We start from the raw sequence: 19,749 nt of genomic DNA on the forward strand, positions 1-19,749 counted from the left end.
TTATCTGTTCTCAGACTCCCATTGCGCTAATTTTTCCTGCGTAGCAGCGTCGACATGAGCCTTGTTTTCGCTAATCCACCAGCGTTCCATAATCCGCACGTTTTTCTGATTAGCCTTGTAAAAGATATCAGCAATATCGCCAATAAAAGGTATGAAGCCCAAGCCAAAATCGATAGCTGAGTTCTTAATCATTTGCGCAATGAGCGCTTTAGGCATTCCCATGGACTTGCCAAGCCATACAATTCTCAGTGACACAAACAACATAAGCGCATCACCTGCCCCGGGAATAAGGCCTACGAGAGAGTCTAACCCCACCCGAATGGGTATAATCGGTAGCTTTACTGCCGTATCAAGTAAGTTAGCCATTTTTTGTGCCTTTAGCAGGGCTTTGGGCGCTTTAACGTCCATGTCATTCTTCCTTCATAATGTTCAATGGCTACTTGCTGGCTCCCAGTGCTCTTGCAAGACCTGCGCGTAATCCATTGTCAGTTTCAACTGTCCAACCGTTAAGGTTTTCTTGGATAATTTCAAACAGTGCATCAATGTGTTCTTTGTCGCTGTTGAGCGCCTCAATGTATTCGTAGCGCTCCCCGCCTGCTTCCATAAAGTACTCGCGATTCTCTTCACCAATTTCTTCAATGGTTTCAAGGCAATCGGCAGAAAAACCGGGGCACATGACCTGAATGGATTTGACCCCTTTCTCAGGCAGCCCTTTTAGGGTTTCATCGGTATAAGGTTTTAACCACTCTTCCCGCCCAAAGCGCGATTGGAATGTTGTCATATACTCGTCGTGACTTAGCCCTAACTTTTCCGCTAGCAAGCGAGATGTTTTGTGGCACTCACAGTGATACGGGTCGCCGTTCATCAAGTAGCGTTTTGGTATGCCATGGTAAGACAAAATAAGCTTATCAGCCCGTCCATGTGCTTCCCAATGTGCTTTCACTTTATTTGCCAGCGCGCTGATAAAGCTTTCTCTGTCATTATAGTGATTAACAAAGCGAAGCTCTGGTAGCCAGCGACGTGACGTAAAGTCTTTGGCGATGGCATCGAACGTTGAGCCTGTCGTTGAAGCGCTGTATTGAGGGTATAGAGGTAATACAACTAACTTACGCACGCCTTGAGATAACATATTGTCGAGAACATCGGAAATGGCAGGTTTGCCATAGCGCATAGCAAAGTCAACAACCACATCATCACCATAAGTGGCTTTACAGCGCTCAGCGATTGCACTGGCTTGCGCTTTGGTAATTGCCATCAATGGCGACCCCTCGTCAGTCCAGACGGTCGAATAAGCATGAGCAGAACGCTTAGGACGTATATTGAGAATGATCATATTTAGCACAAACCACCAAATGGCTCTTGGTACTTCAACAACCCGTGGATCAGAAAGAAACTCTTTTAAATACGGGCGCAACGCCTGTTTAGTTGGCGCCTCTGGTGTACCCAAATTAGTAACCAATACACCTATTTTGTCTGCCTGACCGTGGGAGAACCCTTTGTTAGATTTATATTTCATTGAAAACTGATTCCGAGAAGTACTACGCTGTGAATTAGCTTTATTACTTTATCTGTTATAAGTAACGCTTTAATAAGTAATAGTATACTGAAATACCACGACTTATGATCTTTTACACGGCGAAAATAAAGCGATTGCAACGTACAAATGAAGCGATTAGCCACTGGGTGCTTTCACAAAAAACAAAAAAAGGCGGTGGTTACTCAACCACCGCCTTTCGCGTGTCACTATAAGTGTTGTGTAATTAAGGCTGGTAATAGGTCGCCGCGCCTGGGCCAACTGGCATGCCTAGCAGGAATACCCAGATGTAGAACAACAATGTCCATCCGACGATAAAGACCATCGAGTACGGCAACATCATTGCGATTAAGGTGCCCATTCCCAAGTCTTTTTTGTAACGGGCGGCCATGGCAAGGATAAGACCGAAGTAACTCATCATAGGAGCAATTACGTTCGTTACTGAGTCACCAATACGATACGCAGCTTGTATTACCTCAGGTGCATACCCAATCAGCATAAGCATAGGCACGAAAATTGGTGCGGTTACGGCCCACTGTGCCGATGCACTACCTAAAGATAAATTGACAACGCCGCACATCAAGATAAACAAGATAAACACAGCTGGACCATCCAGACCGGCAGCTTGTAGTAACGCAGCGCCTTTTACCGCAAGCACGGTACCTAGGTTAGTCCATTTGAAAAACGCCACGAACTGCGCCGCAAAAAATACCAAGGTGATATAAAGACCCATTGCGCCCATGCTTTTCGACATGGCATTAATGATGTCTTTATCGTTCTTCATTGAACCGGTGACTTTACCGTAAACAAAACCGGGAATGGCAAACGTGATGAAAATGAACGCAACAATCCCCTTCAAGAAAGGAGAGCCGGCAACTTCACCCGTTTCTGGATGACGTAAAATACCATTTTCTGGCACCACAGTAAGTGCTAGTACCGCACACACTAATGCAAAAGAAATACCTGCCCAGCGCAACCCTTTTTTCTCGACATCAGTGGGTGCATCCATTGACTGATTACCCAAATCGACCGATGCTTCTGATGCGTCGAATTTACCGAGGCGCGGTTCCACCACTTTCTCCGTAACCAGCGCTCCCATGGTCGCAATTACGAATGTGCTGATAAACATAAAGTACCAGTTCACCTCAGGACCCACTACATAATCGGGGTCTATCATGTGTGCAGCGGCTTCCGTAATACCCGACAGCAATGGGTCTACAGTTCCGAGTAGTAAGTTTGCGCTGTAACCTGCTGATACGCCGGCAAAGGCAGCTGCGAGACCCGCTAACGGATGTCGACCCAGCGAATGAAAGATCATTGCAGCCAGTGGAATGAGTACCACATAACCGAGTTCTGATGCGGTATTAGAGACAATACCTGCAAATACGATGGCAAAAGTTACAGCACGCTGAGAGGCATTCATTACTAATGCCCGCATAGCGGCAGATAACAGGCCAGAATGCTCAGCGACTGACACACCTAATAAGGCAACCAATACGGTCCCTAAAGGTGCGAACCCAGTGAAGTTAGTCACAAGACCAGTCACTATCCGTTGCAAGCCTTCAGCACTCATCAAAGAAATAACTTCAATCATGCCATCGGCTTCTCTGCCTTTTGCCCCTACAGGACGAGGATCTGCAACCGCGATATCGAAGTAACCTAAAATACCGCTTAGCACTACAATGAACACGGCTAATAGCGCAAACAATGTCACTGGGTGAGGTAGTAAGTTCCCTAAAAATTCAACCGTAGCGAGAAATCGCGAGAATAAACCACCCTTTCCGCCGTTACTGTCGGCAGAAACTGTATTTGTGTTTTCCGTTGTCAAAATTTTCCCTCTGTCGTTTTTTTAGCACCTACATCATCGACTCACTAGCTGGGAAGGCTGTGTCTTCGTACAAACAGTGGTGCATCTTTTATCGTAAATTCGATGGTATTTTACCCGATTTCATTCAATTTTGGCAGTCAAAGGGTGAAATGAAACAGTATCTCTTGTTACCCTTTCTTATCCTAACCCTCTCTTTTACTCATAAAAACAGTAACTTAACAAGAAATGACAGATACAAAAAAGCCAGTCATAAAGACTGGCTTTTTGAAATTTACGTGCACAAATGCAATTAATTGCCTTTTGACTGATTCATATACTTAAAGAATTCACTGTCAGGTGCAATAACCATCACGTCTTGCTTACTATTAAAGCTCTTCTTGTAGGCATCCATACTGCGAAGGAAGCTATAAAAATCAGCGTTTTTAGAGTATGCATCTGCGTATATCTGTGCTGCAAGTGCATCACCTTCACCGCGAAGTTGTCGAGCATTACGCTCTGCATCAGCAAGCATAACCGTTACTTTTGCATCGATATTTGCGCGAATAACCTCTGCTTGCTCTTGGCCTTCTGAACGGTGTTCACGCGCCACACCGGCGCGCTCTGCGCGCATACGCTGGAATATTGAATTACTCACCTCTGTTGGTAAGTTAATTTGCTTAACGCGAACGTCTACAATTTCAATGCCCAGTTCATCAGACGAGGTCGCCGCTTGCTCCATTGCTTGGTTCATCAATGCAGAACGCTCACCAGACACAATTTGTGCAATGGTGCGAGTACCGAATTCTGAACGCAAACCATTGTTTACTTTCTGCTTTAACAAGGCTTCAGCCTGAAGTTTGTTGCCGCCGGTAGACAAGTAGTAACGCGCAAAATCATCTATACGCCATTTTACGTAAGAGTCGACAATAAGGTCTTTTTTCTCGCTGGTAACAAAGCGATCTGGAGTTCCATCCAACGTCTGAATACGTGCATCTAACACACGTACCGAATCAATAAACGGCAATTTAAAGTGAAGACCAGGTGTGAACACTTTCGTGTCGCCCGTTTCGTTATCACGCTGCACTTTACCAAATTGAATAACAATGGCACGCTCACCTTCTTTCACTGCAAACAAAGAGCCTGAAGCAAGTAAAACAAGAAGAACTGCTGCTGCAATAAGTAAATTCTTCATAGCTAATTATCTCCCCTCTCTGAAGCTATCACCGCGTAGACCCGATGATGGTGACGAATTGCGGCTTCGACCAGAAACGTCAGTCACTGGGTCTTGAAGCCCTTCTAGGGTATTGCGAGAGCGGGTAGTCGTATTTGATTGTTGACGTTCCATTATCTTATCTAATGGAAGATACATCATATTGTTGCCGCCTTTGCTATCCACCAAAATTTTGCTGGTGCTGCCTAATACTTCTTCCATCGTCTCAAGGTAAATACGGTCGCGAGTTACTTGCGGCGCTCTCTCATACTGTGGCAGAAGTTCATCAAAGCGGGCTACTTCACCTTGCGCTTCAAGTGTTACGCGCTCTTTATACGCTTGTGCTTCTTCGTTCATGCGATTGACCTGACCACGTGCACGCGGCTCAATCTCTCTGGCATACGCTTCAGCTTCGCGGATAAATCGCTGCTCATCTTCTTGGGCAGCAATGGCATCATCAAACGCGTCTTTCACCTGCTCAGGTGGGCGTGCGTCACGGAAGTTCATGTCGATAATAGAAACCCCCATGTCATATGGTTCAATGATGGCTTGAAGCTCTTCCCAAACACGTTGACGGGTCACCTCACGTCCATCAGTAAGTACGTCATCCATTTTTGAATGACCCACTACATAACGTATCGCACTATCTAGTGATTGGCTAAGGCTCTGCTCTGGGCTTTCTACAGCAAACGTCCAGCGGTATGGATCAACAACACGGTACTGCATTTCCATTTGCACACTAACGACGTTTTCATCTTCGGTAAGCATTGAACCCGATGAAGACTGATCGCGAATAGACTGCACATCCACAGGAATCACAGTATCTACAAACGTAGGAGCCCAACGAAGACCTGGTTCAACTTGTTGGTGGTATTCGCCAAATCGCAACACTACGCCACGCTCGGCTTCGCGGATGGTGTAAAAACCGCTAACACCCCAAATGACAATAAGCAAGACTACAAGAATACCAGCCCCGATACCGCTTAGGCTTTTACCTGAGCCATTACCGTTACCGCCAGACTTACCAAACTTGCCGAACAAGTTTTTAAATACATCGTCTAAATCAGGGGGACCTTGCTCTTTCCCACCGCGATTTTTCCACGGGTCATTATTATTGCCACCCGGCTCATTCCAAGCCATGCTGATACTCCATAGATTACTGTTATATTTTTTGAATTACGCAACCATTACCTAGGTCTAGCCTAGACTAATGTCGCACAACATACTCTGATATTCCGTTTTCCAGACGTTTTTCAAGTCTGTTCCAGTCGGCTGTAGGCATTCTGACATCAACTACCCAGTCACCCTGACTGTCGTATTCTTCACTTGCTATACAGTTTAGCTCGTACAACACACCACGTATTCGACTTTGGGCTGGCGGAATCTTCAACGTGTAATTAACCATGCTTTTACCGAGACATTCGGTCAACGCTTGGCTCAACAACTCAGAGCCTTCTCCTGTTTGCGCAGATAGCCACACACGAACAGGCATGCCCTCGTCATTTCTTTCTATACGTGGATTAACATCGTCCAGTTTATCAATCTTATTACAGATTAGTAATTGTTGTATCTCTGAAGCGTCAATTTCTTCAAGAACATCGTTCACTTCATCCATTGTCTCGCGATATTTCGCATCTGCAATGTCGACAACATGTAGCAAAAGGTCGGCCTCTTGGGTTTCTTGAAGCGTTGCCTTAAACGCAGCCACAAGATCATGAGGAAGATGTCGAATAAAACCTACAGTGTCAGCCAAAATGGCTGGCCCAACGTCTTTTAATTCGATTTTGCGTAATGTAGGGTCAAGAGTTGCAAACAACTGATCAGCTGCATAAACGTGAGAATCGGTAATGGTGTTAAACAACGTTGATTTACCCGCGTTCGTATAGCCAACTAAGGATACCGTAGGAATTTCAGCACGCTTACGCGAACGACGACCTTGTTCGCGCTGCTTCTGTACCTTCTCCAAACGACGAAGAATGGCTTTGATACGCCCTCGAAGTAATCGACGGTCTGTTTCTAGCTGCGTTTCACCAGGACCACGAAGACCAATCCCCCCTTTTTGACGCTCAAGGTGGGTCCATCCTCTGATGAGACGCGTTGAGATATGCCTCAACTGAGCCAGTTCGACTTGAAGCTTACCCTCATGCGTTCTCGCTCGCTGAGCGAAAATGTCTAAGATAAGCCCCGTGCGATCTAACACTCGGCATTTACACACGGCTTCTAGATTACGCTCCTGCGAGGGAGAGAGCGCGTGGTTAAAAATAACAACATTGGCATCGTGTGCCTTTACAGCAGCTGCTATTTCCTCTGCCTTACCTGAACCAACAAAGAACTTGGCATGCGGTGCACTGCGTGACGTTGTAATCACTTCAACCGCATCAACCCCAGCAGAAGACACAAGAAGTTCAAGCTCACTTAAGTCTTCTTTACTGTTCTCGTCGGAAAAATTTACATGAACAAGTACAGCCTGTTCACCGGCTTCATAACGGTCAAACAAGCGCGTTACCTTTTAATTTATTCACCTTTAGTATTTTCAGAATCTCCTGCACTTGGCATGGTAATAGCGCGCGCTGGTACCACTGTAGAAATTGCATGCTTGTACACCATTTGGCTTACCGTGTTCTTCAGTAGAATGACGAATTGGTCGAAAGACTCAACTTGTCCCTGAAGTTTAATACCGTTTACCAGATAAATTGATACTGGAATACGTTCCTTACGCAAAGCGTTTAAGAATGGGTCTTGTAAAGATTGCCCTTTAGCCATTTGATATCCTTAGTTTTTATTATTCGCGGCGGCCCTTACACCACCACTGCACGTCTAATGTATACCACACTCCAACATTTAAAGTGTGACTTTCGCTGTAATTTTAGTCAAATTATCGTTAGCAAATGTGTCTAGCCAAGTAACGTTCTCCCAGCCCCTTAACCACGTGAGCTGACGTTTCGCGAGTTGGCGGGTTGCAATAATGCCGCGTTCACGCATCTCTGCATACGACAACTCTCCGTCTAAGTACTGCCACATTTGTCTATAACCCACAGAACGTATAGAAGGTAAATCTTGGTGAAGATCACTCCGTTCGTAGAGTTCTTGTACTTCTTGCTCAAACCCTTGCTTCAACATGATGTCGAAGCGCTCGGCAATACGCTTATGCAATACGGCTCTGTCTTGCGGTGCAATTGCAAATTGAGCGATATTATACGGGCATCTTTCACCTTGCTGCTGTTGCCAGTCGGTCAAGGTCTTACCCGTAGAGCGGAACACCTCAAGCGCTCGTGTAATACGCTGTGGATCATTAGGGTGAATTCTCTCACCACTAACAGGGTCAACACGACACAATTCGTCATGTAATTTGTCCCATCCCTCGCGTAATGCCTGCTCGTTGATTGCTTCTCGCAATGCCTCATCCGACTTAGGTAGTGGCGAAATTCCATTTATCAAGGCATTAAAGTACATCATTGTGCCACCCGCCAAGATTGGTTGCCTTCCTCTTTCGAAGATTTCACCAATTAACTTATTGGTATCGTTGACAAATTGCGACACAGAGTAACTCTCTGCAGGATCGATTATATCGATCAAATGATGTACAACTCCAGCTTGTTCCTCGACTGTCGGCTTCGCAGTACCGATATCCATACCTTTATAAACAAGGGCCGAATCGACACTAATAATCTCACTGTCTACCTGCTTAGCAATATCTAGTGCCAGATCTGTTTTACCCGATGCGGTAGGGCCCATAATTGCTATCACAGGCGATGCAGAATTTATGCCACTAGACATATTATTCTCCCCATACATCAAGCACTTCACTAATGGGGCGAACTTTAGCAAATTGCGATATATATTCCCATTGTTTCGCTTCGCTTTGCTGCTCCAACCAGTACCACACTTGAGTTGCAGTCTCATCATCAATGTCATGTGCTGGTAAGGAAATCAGCGAAGAAATCTGAGCGTGAGCTGTCTCAACACTAGTCACATCTAAAGACAACATATGGCTAAACCACTTAATCCACGGTAAGTGACGTGTGCCAGCGGGCACTTGTTGAAGACGAAGCTTGCCAGCCACCTTATTGATATCAAAATGCAGTGCTTTCAATAGGGCTAAGTTTTCTTCTTTTACACCATCATATTCCAACGCAACTGGCATTAGCAGCGGTTGTCCATGCTGTGCTTTTAAAAATAGTTCGCTCAACCAGATACTTGCAAGTTTTTCCACACCAATTAGAAAAAGTTTGTCTTCTTGTGAGTACAAACGTAATGTCGGCGTGAGGTTGATACACTCAATAGCGTCCAATTTCCCAGTGCTTTGGGACAAAATGTCGCTTTTTGGCGTCATTAATGCTGAATAATTCGTTTGGTAAGCCGCAGTAGGCCCTTTGGCGCTAGAAATAGGACGACTCGAACCTATACGCGCATTTGCCCCTTGAGATGACGTGCCTGACGACTGTGTTTTAAGAGGTCTTATGTAGTCGTGAGCCACATCTCCTGCCAATACACCTTGTGTTGGTCTACTTGTCTGATGTAAATCGTCAGTTAACGGTAAATCATCGGTGAGCGCGTGAAGCGCCTCACTGACCGTTTTGCAAATAAAGTCATGAACAAGCCTGCCCTGCTGGAATCGCACTTCATGCTTTGCGGGATGTACATTCACGTCCACATCTCTTGGACTCAACGACAGATACACAACAAAGCTAGGCTGTTCTATAACACCCCAAACACTTTCATAGGCTTGACGGATGGCGTGCATAATCAGCTTATCGCGCATACCTCGACCGTTAACGAAGCTAAATTGGCAATCGTTACTACTGCGCAGCATAGTTTCATTACCCAGCCAAGCATCAATACTAATACCTTCATATTGCGTGTTAATATGCACGGCATTCTGTATAAACTTTTGCCCAACAACCGCGCCAATTCGCGTGGCTAGGCTTCCCGCTTTGTCAGCGATGTAGCGCTTAATCACTTTATCGTTGTGCTTTAGAATAAATGAAACACTCGGATAACTCAGTGCAATACGCTTAATAACCTCTTCAATGTGCTGAAACTCGGTTTTTTCAGTGCGTAAGAACTTTCTTCTTGCTGGCGTGTTATAGAAGAGATCGGCAACATCAATTGTTGTGCCTACGGGATGCGCCGCTGGTTGCACATTTACTGCCATATCGCGGCCTTCACAATACGCTTGCCAAGCTTCAGTTTGCGCTTGCGTGCGCGACGTTAAAGTAAGACGGCTAACCGAACTAATACTGGCTAACGCTTCGCCGCGAAAACCCAGTGACAATATTTGCTCTAAGTCATCAAGGGTAGTGATCTTGCTTGTTGCATGGCGACTTAGCGCCAATTGCAACTCGTCTTTGACTATACCAGAGCCGTTATCTTTGATGCGTATTCGTTTGTGCCCACCTTTTTCAATGTCCACTTCAATTTTTGTTGCACCAGCATCTAAGCTGTTTTCTAAGAGTTCTTTCACAACAGATGCAGGACGCTCTACCACCTCTCCGGCGGCAATTTGGTTGGCAAGTTGCGGAGATAAAAGCTGTATAGGCAATGGCTTACCCTAAAATATGATTTAATTGATACAACGCAATCGCGCCGTCTTGCACGCAATGCACTGAAACGAACACGAACTTTGGTAAAACGAAGATGACTTTGACCGAATTAAAAACGCGTTAGGTTCTAGGAATAGTCAATACCTGACCCACCCTCACCACATCGCTATTTAGGTCGTTCGCCGCTTTGATACTGCTCACTTTAACGTTATAGCGCTGTGCTAGCAGTGAAAGTGACTCACCACTACGTACTTTATGCGTTCTGTTATTCGCTTTCTCTTGCGCCCACAGTGTACCATCTGGAGGCGTCTGCTTAAAATATTGCTTCGTTGCAGTAAACACCGCTTTGGCCAAGCGCTCTCTATACTTTGACCAGTTGAGGTTTTTCTCTTCCTGAGGATTAGAAATAAAGCCTAACTCAACCAAGATAGATGGAATATCCGGCGCAGTCAGCACGGCAAAACTGGCTGCCTGAGGTTTTCTTTTATGAAGACTTGTCACCTTCTTTAGCTCATCAACCACCTTGTTTCCTAAATCATGACTGCTCGCCATGCTGTGATCCATGGACAGTCCTAGAATGGTCTCTGTGAGATAGCGCTCGCTTGATTTATCATTGATAACTTCAGCAGCGCCACCTAATAATTCAGCATGTCGTTCTGATTTTTCTAGCCAGCGACCAAGCTCTGTGTCAGCTCTTCTCATAGATAACACCCAAACGGAGCCACCTCGCGGCTCTGGCTGACTAAAGGCGTCTGCGTGAATTGAAATTAGCAAGTCGGCTTTTTTCTCTCGCGCAATTTCAGGTCGTCTATTGGGTGAAATATACGAATCGTTGCTACGCGTCATAATCGCTTTCATGCCAGGCTCTGCGTTAATCATTGCCTGCAGCTTTTTGGCCACACTTAACGTAATGTGTTTTTCAAACGTACCTGCCGGTCCTATTGAACCTGGATCTCTACCACCGTGCCCCGCATCAATCGCAACGATGATATCGCTATCCCGTGGACTCGTTTTGTCATCAATCACTACTGATGGAGCTGATGCTGTTAATACAGCAGTACGATTAGGCTCACTGTCGGCCAAATCAAGTACAAGACGGTGACCAAAAGCGCCTGCCGGCGTAATAGCGAAAAGAGAAGGTGTCGCTTGGCGATTAAGCTCAATGACCACACGCGCCGCACTTTTATTTTTTGGTGTGGAATAACGAAGACGTTTTATGAGGTCGCCGCCGTTATCAACATTTGACAGTGAAAAGTTATTATTGGTGTTAGGTAAATCGATGACTAATCGCTGAGGATTTTTAAGCGTGAAATACGTGAATTCCGGCGCGTACTTCATATCAAACACAACGCGCGTGGTGTCGGATGATGGTGATACCCTTACACCATCAATGGTATTCTGGGCCGCATGTGCCATTTGCACAACAACCCACAAAAGCATTACCGAAAATATACTACGCACCATATTATGCCTTCACGCTCTTTTGCTTTTCGCTTTTCTTATTATGTGATTCTCAACACTTACCCGCTACACACGCTTGCATTGCTGTAACAATTTTGCGCCATGTGCACTTTTAGCTTCGATAGTGAACTGCCTACCAGACGGTGTAATATTTATACTAATCACTAAGTCAGGGGATGCCAAGTATTCCCCACCTTTTTCTGACCACTCTACTAACGCTATCGCGCCACTTGTGAAGTAGTCACGGATCCCCATGAACTCAAGTTCTTCAGGGTCGGCCAATCGGTATAGATCAAAATGATAAATATTGACGCTTTCTAGCTCATAAGGTTCAACCAGTGTATAGGTTGGACTTTTAACGCTACCTGAATGGCCGAGTGATTGAATAAAATAACGACTGAACGTGGTTTTGCCCGCCCCTAAATCGCCATTCAAAAAAATAACAGCATCGGTTGGAAGTTGACTGGAAACAGCTTGCGCAAGGTCTTTGGCAAGCTGCGCGGTATCATCTACTTCGTTAGCGAAAAAAGAGGTTTGCGGGTATGACATCGACAATATTCCACAGTGTTAAAAATCCGAAAAACACAGTAAATGCCACCCCTTTTGCGGGAATATCACGAAAGTTAGTGATTAATCAGTGCACGTACTGCGTCAAATAAATCGCTCGCTATCATACCACGTTGCCCATAAAGTTGGGCAATATCGTCACCTGCCTTTGCATGTAGCACTACACCATATTTAGCAGCAATATCGGTTTCGACGCCTTGTGCCAGTAAAGCACCTAATATACCACTGAGTACATCGCCACTACCCGCTGTAGCCATGCCCGGATTGCCATGGCGGCATACCCATGTCTTCTTTTCGTTGTCGATTAACGTTCCAGCCCCTTTTAGTACGCAAACCGCGTGGTAGCGCTGAGAACATTGCCTAGCGTAATTAAAGCGGTCACCTTCTACATCATCAACTGAAACGCCAAGTAGACGGGCCGCCTCGCCTGCATGTGGTGTAAGAATGCTGTCCGCTATGGTGTAAGCCGTCGACTGCTTACACAATATATTCAGGGCATCGGCATCGATAACCACAGGCTTGTTATAAGTCTGACAATGCTTAAGCGTCATTTCGAATGTAGTGTTAGCCCAGTCGTCTTGACCGAGACCAGGGCCTATTACAACACAACTTGCCCATTCAAGCGCATCAGTTAGGTGTGAGTCTGTTACCATAAGTTCAGGACGCCCTGCACTCACTTGCACAACCGAAGACTCATGGGTATACACGCGTACCATGCCAGCTCCACTGCGAAGTGCAGCTTCTCCCGCTAAGCGAATAGCTCCCGCCGTACCTCTATTACCACCGATGCACAGAAGCCTGCCGTAAGTGCCTTTATGGCTATTGATTTCGCGAGGCCCCATGCCTTTAAAGTGATCAATGTTAAGCATCGTTGCACTGGCTTTTGCGAGCGATTGAAACGCCTTACCTATTCCCAAATCAGCATAAACAAGCTTGCCACAAGATTGTTTACCTGCTCCGGTTACAAGACCTGGCTTAATACCAACAAAAGTGACTGTGATATCAGCTTGGACACAGCGCCCTAGGCTCTGCCCTGTATTTGCATCTAGTCCTGATGGTACATCGACACTCACCACGGGGGTCGACGAGGCATTCAGGGCATCAATAATATCGGCGAACTCGTTGCGGATATAACTGTTGATACCCGTTCCCAACAGTGCATCGATAACCACATCCGCCTTTTCAAGTATGTGTGATTCAAAAGCGCTAATCTTTCCGCCTGCATCACACCAACGCTGCTGAGCTTTGCCAGCATCACCTTCTAGAATTCGTTGTGGCTCGACCGCGCACAAATGTACCTGCTTACCCGCTAATTTGGCATTCATTGCCGCTATGTAGCCGTCTCCCGCATTGTTGCCCTGACCGACCAGAACCAAATAAACATCAGAATTAGGCATCAGCTCTTGGCATTGTTTAAAAACAACATCGCCAGCGCGCTGCATTAACGTAAACATATCGCAGTTAGAATCTGCGGCAGCTTGGGCTTCGTTTTCACGAACCTGATCGGCTCTAAATAGTTTGTATGATAAACTTGACGTGAGTTGAGTATCTAGCATGAGCAAATGTCCGCAATTAATTCCATCGACCTCGTTGAATTAACAAACAATATCAAGGCTTGGGGTGTAGCGCTAGGCTTTCAGCAAGTTGGTATCAGTGATATTGATCTGCATCAGCACGAGGCCCATTTACAAGCGTGGTTAGACGCAGGCTATCACGGTGACATGACATTCATGGAAAGTCATGGAATGAAACGCGCGCGACCTGACGAACTGGTTCCTGGAACCTTGCGCGTAATCAGCGTAAGAATGAATTACCTTCCGCCTGATGCCTCTTTCGCTAAGCATTTGAATAGTCCTGACATCGGCTACATCAGCCGCTACGCGCTTGGTCGCGACTACCATAAAGTGCTACGCAAAAGGCTCAAGCAACTGGGCGAAAAAATCACCAACGCATTATCTGATACTCAGTATAGGCCTTTTGTAGACTCAGCCCCCGTTCTTGAGCACGCTATTGCTGAAAAAGCAGGCATCGGCTGGACAGGAAAGCACAGCCTGACACTTAACAAAGATGCAGGCTCTTGGTTCTTTTTGGGGGAGCTTTTCATCAACTTGCCGCTGCCCGTAGATACCCCTGTTGAAGAAAATTGTGGTACGTGCACGGCCTGCATGACAATCTGCCCAACCAACGCGATTGTTGCGCCTTATAAAGTAGACGCTAGGCGCTGTATTTCCTATTTAACGATAGAGTCAGATAGCGACATTCCCGAAGCACTCAGGTCGAGTATGGGTAATAGGATTTACGGGTGTGACGATTGCCAATTAATTTGTCCGTGGAACCGTTTTAGCGATATTACCACTGAAGAAGATTTCCACCCTCGCCAAGTTCTTCATGGAAAGTCCTTAAATACGCTATTTAGTTGGTCAGAAGAAACGTTTTTGGCTAATACAGAAGGCTCACCTATCAGACGCATAGGCTACGAAAAATGGCAACGAAATATTGCGGTAGCTCTAGGTAATGCCCCTTTTAATGAAATGAGCATACAACTTTTAATACAACGTCGGGGTATGGTAAGTGATTTAGTAGACCGGCATATTGACTGGGCGCTCGCACAGCAACAAGCAAAAGCCAGTAGCGAGACAGATGCGACCCGTCAGCAAAAACGTTTAATAAGAGCGATTGAAAAGGGGTTACCTCGCGACGCTTAAAACCCAGTAGCTAACCTGCTGTCACAGCAGGCTGTGAATGTGCAATCGCTTTATCTTCACTTGCCTGTTTAGACGAAAACGTCAAATTCACCTTCACGCCACGTTGAGCCAACTGAGTTTTGAGTACAGGAGAAGTAAATTGCCACCAAGGTTCAGCTTGTAAGGCGTTAACGAGTTCAGATAGCTCCTTTTCACTCTTATTGTAGCTGCCAACCACTTCGCACAGACCCGATAAGCATTCGATCTTTTCCAGCACCACATCTTCACTGTGAGGATGATTGGCGAAGAAGTGCGTTAACGAGGTTTCAATATCTGAATCTAACAATATTTCAATAGCAGACGCTTCAGCATTTGCGCTCAATTGAGGGCCTGACAAATGCAAAGGCTCATCACTCAATCCGGTAGACTTACTGTCTGCTGAGTTTACAAGTAATTTAGGCGCTGCTTTGATGACCTTAAGATCACTGGTATCGGTGGCGCGAGAGCGTTCTAGCACCGAAGTTAGACGCTCTTTTTCTGCTTTAGACTCACTAAGCTGATGCTGGTAGCTAGAAAATTTATATCCCGCTACCCCAATAAAGGCCACCAACAATAGTAAAAACCACCGCTTCATCCAGTTTCCTTGTTGCCTTAGTACTTATTTGTGGTACTGCTGGCTTAATTTGTGAACTGCATTGACAAATACACCGGCGTTTTCTGGCGGAACGTCAAGGTGGATACCGTGTCCTAAGTTAAAGACATGCCCAGTACCTTCTCCATAACCCGCTAAGATAGAGCCTACTTCTTCTTCAATTCGAGCTGCAGGTGCGTAAAGCATTGACGGGTCCATATTGCCCTGCAAAGCCACTTTATCGCCAATACGTGCGCGGGCTTCTTTAATATCGATTGTCCAGTCAAGGCCAACCGCGTCACAACCTGTTGCAGCAATAGATTCAAGCCACATTCCACCGTTTTTGGTAAACAAGGTTACTGGCACTTTACGCCCTTCGCTTTCGCGTGTAAGACCATTTACAATGCGTTCCATGTATTGCAAAGAAAATTCTTTGTAGTCACGCGGTGATAGCACACCACCCCACGTGTCAAATACCATTACAGACTGCGCGCCAGCTGCAATTTGCGCGTTAAGGTATTCAGTAACTGAGTCAGCAAGTTTTGCAAGAAGCGCATGAAGGGTTGCTGGCTCCGCAAAAGCCATTTTCTTGATTTTGGTAAACGCTTTGCTTGAACCGCCTTCAACCATATAGGTCGCCAACGTCCACGGACTACCAGAAAAACCGATTAGCGGTACTTCACCTTTTAGTTCTCGACGAATAGTACGAACAGCATTCATCACATATTGCAATTCACCCTCTGGATCGGGCAAACCAATTTTATCTACGTCTGCTTTACACGTAATCGGGTTTTTAAAACGAGGACCTTCGCCAGTTTCAAAATATAACCCTAGCCCCATAGCATCAGGGATTGTAAGAATATCTGAAAACAAAATGGCGGCATCAAGGGGATAACGACGCAGTGGTTGCAGTGTCACTTCGCAAGCTAATTCAGCATTTTTGCATAAAGACATAAAGTCACCTGCAACTGCGCGTGTCGCTTTATACTCTGGCAAGTAACGTCCAGCCTGTCGCATCATCCATACGGGTGTCATGTCAACCGGCTGTTTAAGTAACGCACGTAAATAACGATCGTTCTTCAACGCGGGTTTATCAACACTGGGAATATTTTGCGACATATAGCTCACCTAAATAACTGTAGATAGAATAGACAAAAGGCAATAGCAGCCTGAACGCGGGAGTATACCAGTATTATTCACGGCGTGTGCTAAAACCTAATGGAAAAAATTTGACTTGCGACATACTGTCGACAAATAAAGACGAATAATACTTGAATTTGTAACTTGCACTTAAAGTGAGTGTTTGCTATTACTATACACGTTAACTAAAAAGAAGCCCTACACGGGACCGTGCTAATCTTATTGAAACCCTGCTTCGGCAGGGTTTTTTATTTGTTGCCAATTAGCGACACCGTTTCTGCAATGAGTTGGCCTGCAATCGACACTTTAGGTGGAATATTTGGCAACCTATCAATATCAAACCACTGTGCGTCGTCTATTTCATTTTCCTGACAGCGAATCTCTCCCCCTGCGTATTCAGCAATAAAGCCAACCATGAGTGAATGGGGAAACGGCCAAGGCTGACTGTTAAAGTAACGCAAGTTTTTTACCTTTACGCCAACTTCTTCAAAAATCTCTCGATGGACTGCTTCTTCAAGGCTCTCGCCACTTTCGACAAATCCCGCTAGTGTTGAATACATATTGGCTTCTTTATGGCGTACGCCTTTTGCCAATAAGATTTGTTCGTTATTGTGGATAGATACAATCACACAAGGCGACACGCGTGGGTAGCTGCGATGCTGACAACGGTGACAGTGCATTGCCATTTCCCAATCAACACGTTCTGCTTTCGCGCCACATTGACCACAAAATTGATGAGTACGTAGGAAATGCGTGTACTGCCAAGCCCTTCCAATGACTGAAAAAGCAATATCCTGTGCACTAACCAGCAACTGTCTTAGGGAAACACGCTCCCACTCTGCAGCCTCTAAATGCTCAGCCCCCATATCGACTACAAAAACAGGTAACTCCTGATGCGCACTCTCGTTCAACGGGGGAAGCTGATGAATATCATCAATGTAAGACGACAAAAACGGTAGTTCCGTCAAGTGGGCTACAGGGAGCATTTGTGACTTTGCATCAACCACTAACTTTCCACGGCTGAAAACCACCCACATTGCTTTTTGCGTTTTTAAACGGCTTTCGTCCTGTCGTATCATCATTGTCGTTACCTCACATCTAATTTCATCACGATAACATATAATTAGCGCCCATTTATCTTTGTATTGAGCAAAAGAATTGCCATACTCTTACATGTCTCAAAATTGAGACAGTAATTGGCGTGATAGTGAGGATATTGTGCGCAAAATTTGTGTCGCTATGGCACAGTGTTATACTGATCAAGAATATCGCTAGGCAGGTAGCAAAATTATCATGTTGCAGCAATTGGAAAGCGTTAAATCGAAATGGGGCGGAAAGAGCCACGTTATAGATAAATGGTTGCTTGAAAGGCAGGCGTTGTTAGTGTCGTATTGCAGTTTAGCGGGCATTAATCAACAAACCGAATGCCTACCTGATGCGGATGAAATTTCTGATTTTTGTAGTGCGCTTTTGGACTATTTGTCTGCTGGACACTTTGAAATATTCGAATTACTTGTCGAGAACGACGAAAAAGGGCAGCAATTAAAAGAAGATCTTTACCCTCAATTGACAAAAACTACTGACGCCGCGCTGTCGTTTAATGATAAATTTGCAGAAGCAGTTAGCGCAGAACAAGCATCGGGTTTTGATGTTGCACTTGCAACGCTTGGGGAAACACTCGAGGAGCGGTTCGCCCTTGAAGATGAACTAATTGCTCACGTACACACGCACAAAGCGTGATCCATACATGGCGCTTTATTATAACAATGAAAGTCGAGTTTACGGTTTCAATTCATGAATAAAACCACACTTATCCACAAAGCCCGCGCATATTGCGAACAGCGCGGTGCACGATTCACTCCGCTTCGAGAGAAAGTGTACGAAATTCTCGTTTCAAAGCACGGCCCGATGGGCGCTTATGAGCTTCTCGACTCACTGAAAGAAACAGAATCAAGCGCTAAACCCGCTACCGTATATCGCGCATTAGATTTTTTGCTCGACTTCGGCTTTATTCATCGATTGGAATCAACAAACGCATTCGTTGCATGTTACCACTTTGGGTGTAATCACCCAGTGCAATTTCTTATCTGTGATAGCTGCGGCGATGTGGCAGAAATTCAATCTGAAGGTCTTCAAGAGACCTTGGAAAACCAAGCTCAACAGCATGGTTTTCGAGTATCAAAACAAACAATAGAAGCACACGGCCTATGCGCTGATTGCCAAAAAACGGAAGACTCATCTCTTAAGGAGAATGTACATGAATGCTGATTTTGTGAACCCGTTCATTTCTGGTTTACTGAATGTAATGGAAACCATGGCGCAAACTAAACTGACGCCTGGTAAACCCAAGCGTAAGCAAAGTGACGTTGCCAAAGGTGACGTATCAGGTCTTATCGGTATGGTTGGTCCCAACGTTCGAGGCTCAATGTCTATCACATTTGATGAAGCGCTAGCCTTAACTATCATGGAACGCATGGTAGGGGAACGCCCAGAAAAGTTAGACGCTGAAGTAGGCGATATGGTTGGTGAGGTTACCAACATGATTTGCGGCAACGCAAAGCGCGATCTCGCAGAGCGAGGCTATGAATTCGGTATGGCTACGCCAATCGTAGTATCAGGCAAGCAGCACACCATAAGTCATCAGGTTGACGGAGCAAAAATCATTTTGCCATTTATGTGCGATGAAGGCTTAGCGCATTTGGAAATCTGCTTTGACAAATAATTTCTGGCAGTCTGAAAAAATTACACTGCCCAGTTACCCCCGAGGGTTTCACCTTATAACTAACGACGTTATTGCCGCACTTCCATCTATTAAAGTCGTGGAAGTGGGCTTGCTCCACTTATGGCTTCAACACACAAGTGCGAGCTTAACCATTAATGAAAATGCTGACCCCACGGTTCGCCAAGATATGGAAGCGTTTTTTAATTACAGCGTCAAAGAGGAACTTTCCCTTTATACCCATACGTATGAAGGAAAAGATGATATGCCAGCGCATATAAAATCAAGTATACTGGGGTGCCAAATTACCATACCCGTTCAGCAAGGCAGACTTGCGCTGGGCACATGGCAGGGTATCATGCTCGGTGAACACCGAGATCATGGTGGTAGACGAACAATTGTAGCCACATTACAAGGGATTGCATCTTAGCCCATATTATAAATGGCACAATT

General features: G+C 45.5%; 20 protein-coding genes. 5 read left to right on the top strand and 15 right to left on the bottom strand.

Annotation, left to right across the window (positions count from 1 at the left end; genetic code table 11):
• The 12 genes from JN178_RS18255 to JN178_RS18310 form a co-directional block, all read right to left on the bottom strand.
• On the bottom strand, positions 1-408 hold the full coding sequence (locus JN178_RS18255) for a DUF4112 domain-containing protein (protein ID WP_202262734.1): 408 nt from the start codon (positions 406-408) through the stop codon (positions 1-3).
• A 28-nt stretch (positions 409-436) separates the two neighbouring features.
• Positions 437-1,516, bottom strand: coding sequence for a ferrochelatase (hemH, locus tag JN178_RS18260; RefSeq protein ID WP_202262735.1), 1,080 nt, complete (start codon positions 1,514-1,516; stop codon positions 437-439).
• 244 nt (positions 1,517-1,760) lie between these two features.
• Entirely contained in the window at positions 1,761-3,362 is a 1,602-nt protein-coding gene (locus JN178_RS18265; RefSeq protein ID WP_202262736.1) for an AbgT family transporter, read from the bottom strand.
• A gap of 289 nt (positions 3,363-3,651) precedes the next feature.
• Entirely contained in the window at positions 3,652-4,533 is an 882-nt protein-coding gene (gene hflC, locus JN178_RS18270) for a protease modulator HflC (RefSeq protein ID WP_202262737.1), read from the bottom strand.
• A 6-nt stretch (positions 4,534-4,539) separates the two neighbouring features.
• Positions 4,540-5,691: an FtsH protease activity modulator HflK gene (gene hflK, locus JN178_RS18275; protein WP_202262738.1), complete on the bottom strand. Its 1,152-nt coding sequence runs from the start codon at positions 5,689-5,691 to the stop codon at positions 4,540-4,542.
• Between the two features lie 67 nt (positions 5,692-5,758).
• Positions 5,759-7,048 carry a ribosome rescue GTPase HflX gene (gene hflX, locus JN178_RS18280; RefSeq protein ID WP_202262739.1) on the bottom strand — a complete coding sequence of 430 codons (1,290 nt, stop codon included), beginning with the start codon at positions 7,046-7,048 and terminating at the stop codon, positions 5,759-5,761.
• 17 nt (positions 7,049-7,065) lie between these two features.
• Positions 7,066-7,314, bottom strand: a complete 249-nt coding sequence (gene hfq, locus JN178_RS18285) for an RNA chaperone Hfq (protein ID WP_014951092.1) — start codon at positions 7,312-7,314, stop codon at positions 7,066-7,068.
• Between the two features lie 78 nt (positions 7,315-7,392).
• Complete coding sequence (gene miaA, locus JN178_RS18290; RefSeq protein WP_202262740.1) at positions 7,393-8,328, bottom strand: tRNA (adenosine(37)-N6)-dimethylallyltransferase MiaA; 936 nt, start codon at positions 8,326-8,328, stop codon at positions 7,393-7,395.
• 1 nt (position 8,329) lies between these two features.
• Positions 8,330-10,093 carry a DNA mismatch repair endonuclease MutL gene (mutL, locus tag JN178_RS18295; protein ID WP_202262741.1) on the bottom strand — a complete coding sequence of 588 codons (1,764 nt, stop codon included), beginning with the start codon at positions 10,091-10,093 and terminating at the stop codon, positions 8,330-8,332.
• Between the two features lie 121 nt (positions 10,094-10,214).
• Positions 10,215-11,558, bottom strand: coding sequence for an N-acetylmuramoyl-L-alanine amidase (locus JN178_RS18300; protein ID WP_202262742.1), 1,344 nt, complete (start codon positions 11,556-11,558; stop codon positions 10,215-10,217).
• A 63-nt stretch (positions 11,559-11,621) separates the two neighbouring features.
• Positions 11,622-12,104 carry a tRNA (adenosine(37)-N6)-threonylcarbamoyltransferase complex ATPase subunit type 1 TsaE gene (tsaE, locus tag JN178_RS18305; RefSeq protein WP_202262743.1) on the bottom strand — a complete coding sequence of 161 codons (483 nt, stop codon included), beginning with the start codon at positions 12,102-12,104 and terminating at the stop codon, positions 11,622-11,624.
• Positions 12,105-12,178: 74 nt separating this feature from the next.
• On the bottom strand, positions 12,179-13,678 hold the full coding sequence (locus tag JN178_RS18310; protein ID WP_202262744.1) for an NAD(P)H-hydrate dehydratase: 1,500 nt from the start codon (positions 13,676-13,678) through the stop codon (positions 12,179-12,181).
• Positions 13,679-13,684: 6 nt separating this feature from the next.
• Here JN178_RS18310 and queG point away from each other — a divergent pair, with 6 nt between their 5' ends.
• Positions 13,685-14,827, top strand: a complete 1,143-nt coding sequence (gene queG, locus JN178_RS18315; RefSeq protein WP_202262745.1) for a tRNA epoxyqueuosine(34) reductase QueG — start codon at positions 13,685-13,687, stop codon at positions 14,825-14,827.
• A 10-nt stretch (positions 14,828-14,837) separates the two neighbouring features.
• Here queG and JN178_RS18320 read toward each other — a convergent pair whose 3' ends face one another.
• The 3 genes from JN178_RS18320 to nudC all read right to left on the bottom strand — a co-directional run bounded on the left by JN178_RS18320 (position 14,838) and on the right by nudC (position 17,659).
• Entirely contained in the window at positions 14,838-15,440 is a 603-nt protein-coding gene (locus JN178_RS18320; RefSeq protein ID WP_202262746.1) for a hypothetical protein, read from the bottom strand.
• A 24-nt stretch (positions 15,441-15,464) separates the two neighbouring features.
• The gene (gene hemE / locus JN178_RS18325; RefSeq protein ID WP_202262747.1) at positions 15,465-16,556 is read right to left on the bottom strand and encodes a uroporphyrinogen decarboxylase; all 1,092 of its coding nucleotides are present in this window, start codon (positions 16,554-16,556) and stop codon (positions 15,465-15,467) included.
• 269 nt (positions 16,557-16,825) lie between these two features.
• Positions 16,826-17,659 carry an NAD(+) diphosphatase gene (nudC, locus tag JN178_RS18330; protein ID WP_202262748.1) on the bottom strand — a complete coding sequence of 278 codons (834 nt, stop codon included), beginning with the start codon at positions 17,657-17,659 and terminating at the stop codon, positions 16,826-16,828.
• Positions 17,660-17,870: 211 nt separating this feature from the next.
• On the opposite strand from nudC, the gene rsd reads away from it, so the two are divergent.
• Genes rsd through JN178_RS18350 form a run of 4 tightly spaced genes read left to right on the top strand, consistent with a single transcriptional unit; the run spans position 17,871 to position 19,726 of the window.
• On the top strand, positions 17,871-18,317 hold the full coding sequence (gene rsd / locus JN178_RS18335; protein ID WP_202262749.1) for a sigma D regulator: 447 nt from the start codon (positions 17,871-17,873) through the stop codon (positions 18,315-18,317).
• Between the two features lie 54 nt (positions 18,318-18,371).
• Positions 18,372-18,845, top strand: a complete 474-nt coding sequence (locus JN178_RS18340) for a transcriptional repressor (protein ID WP_202262750.1) — start codon at positions 18,372-18,374, stop codon at positions 18,843-18,845.
• The gene (locus JN178_RS18345; protein ID WP_202262751.1) at positions 18,835-19,299 is read left to right on the top strand and encodes a chemotaxis protein CheX; all 465 of its coding nucleotides are present in this window, start codon (positions 18,835-18,837) and stop codon (positions 19,297-19,299) included. The genes JN178_RS18340 and JN178_RS18345 overlap by 11 nt, the downstream gene beginning before the upstream one ends.
• Positions 19,289-19,726, top strand: a complete 438-nt coding sequence (locus tag JN178_RS18350; protein ID WP_202262752.1) for a secondary thiamine-phosphate synthase enzyme YjbQ — start codon at positions 19,289-19,291, stop codon at positions 19,724-19,726. The genes JN178_RS18345 and JN178_RS18350 overlap by 11 nt, the downstream gene beginning before the upstream one ends.
• The last annotated feature ends 23 nt before the right edge of the window (positions 19,727-19,749 follow it).

Origin of the sequence: Alteromonas sp. KC3 (assembly GCF_016756315.1) — a bacterium.
Taxonomy (GTDB): Bacteria; Pseudomonadota; Gammaproteobacteria; order Enterobacterales; family Alteromonadaceae; genus Alteromonas.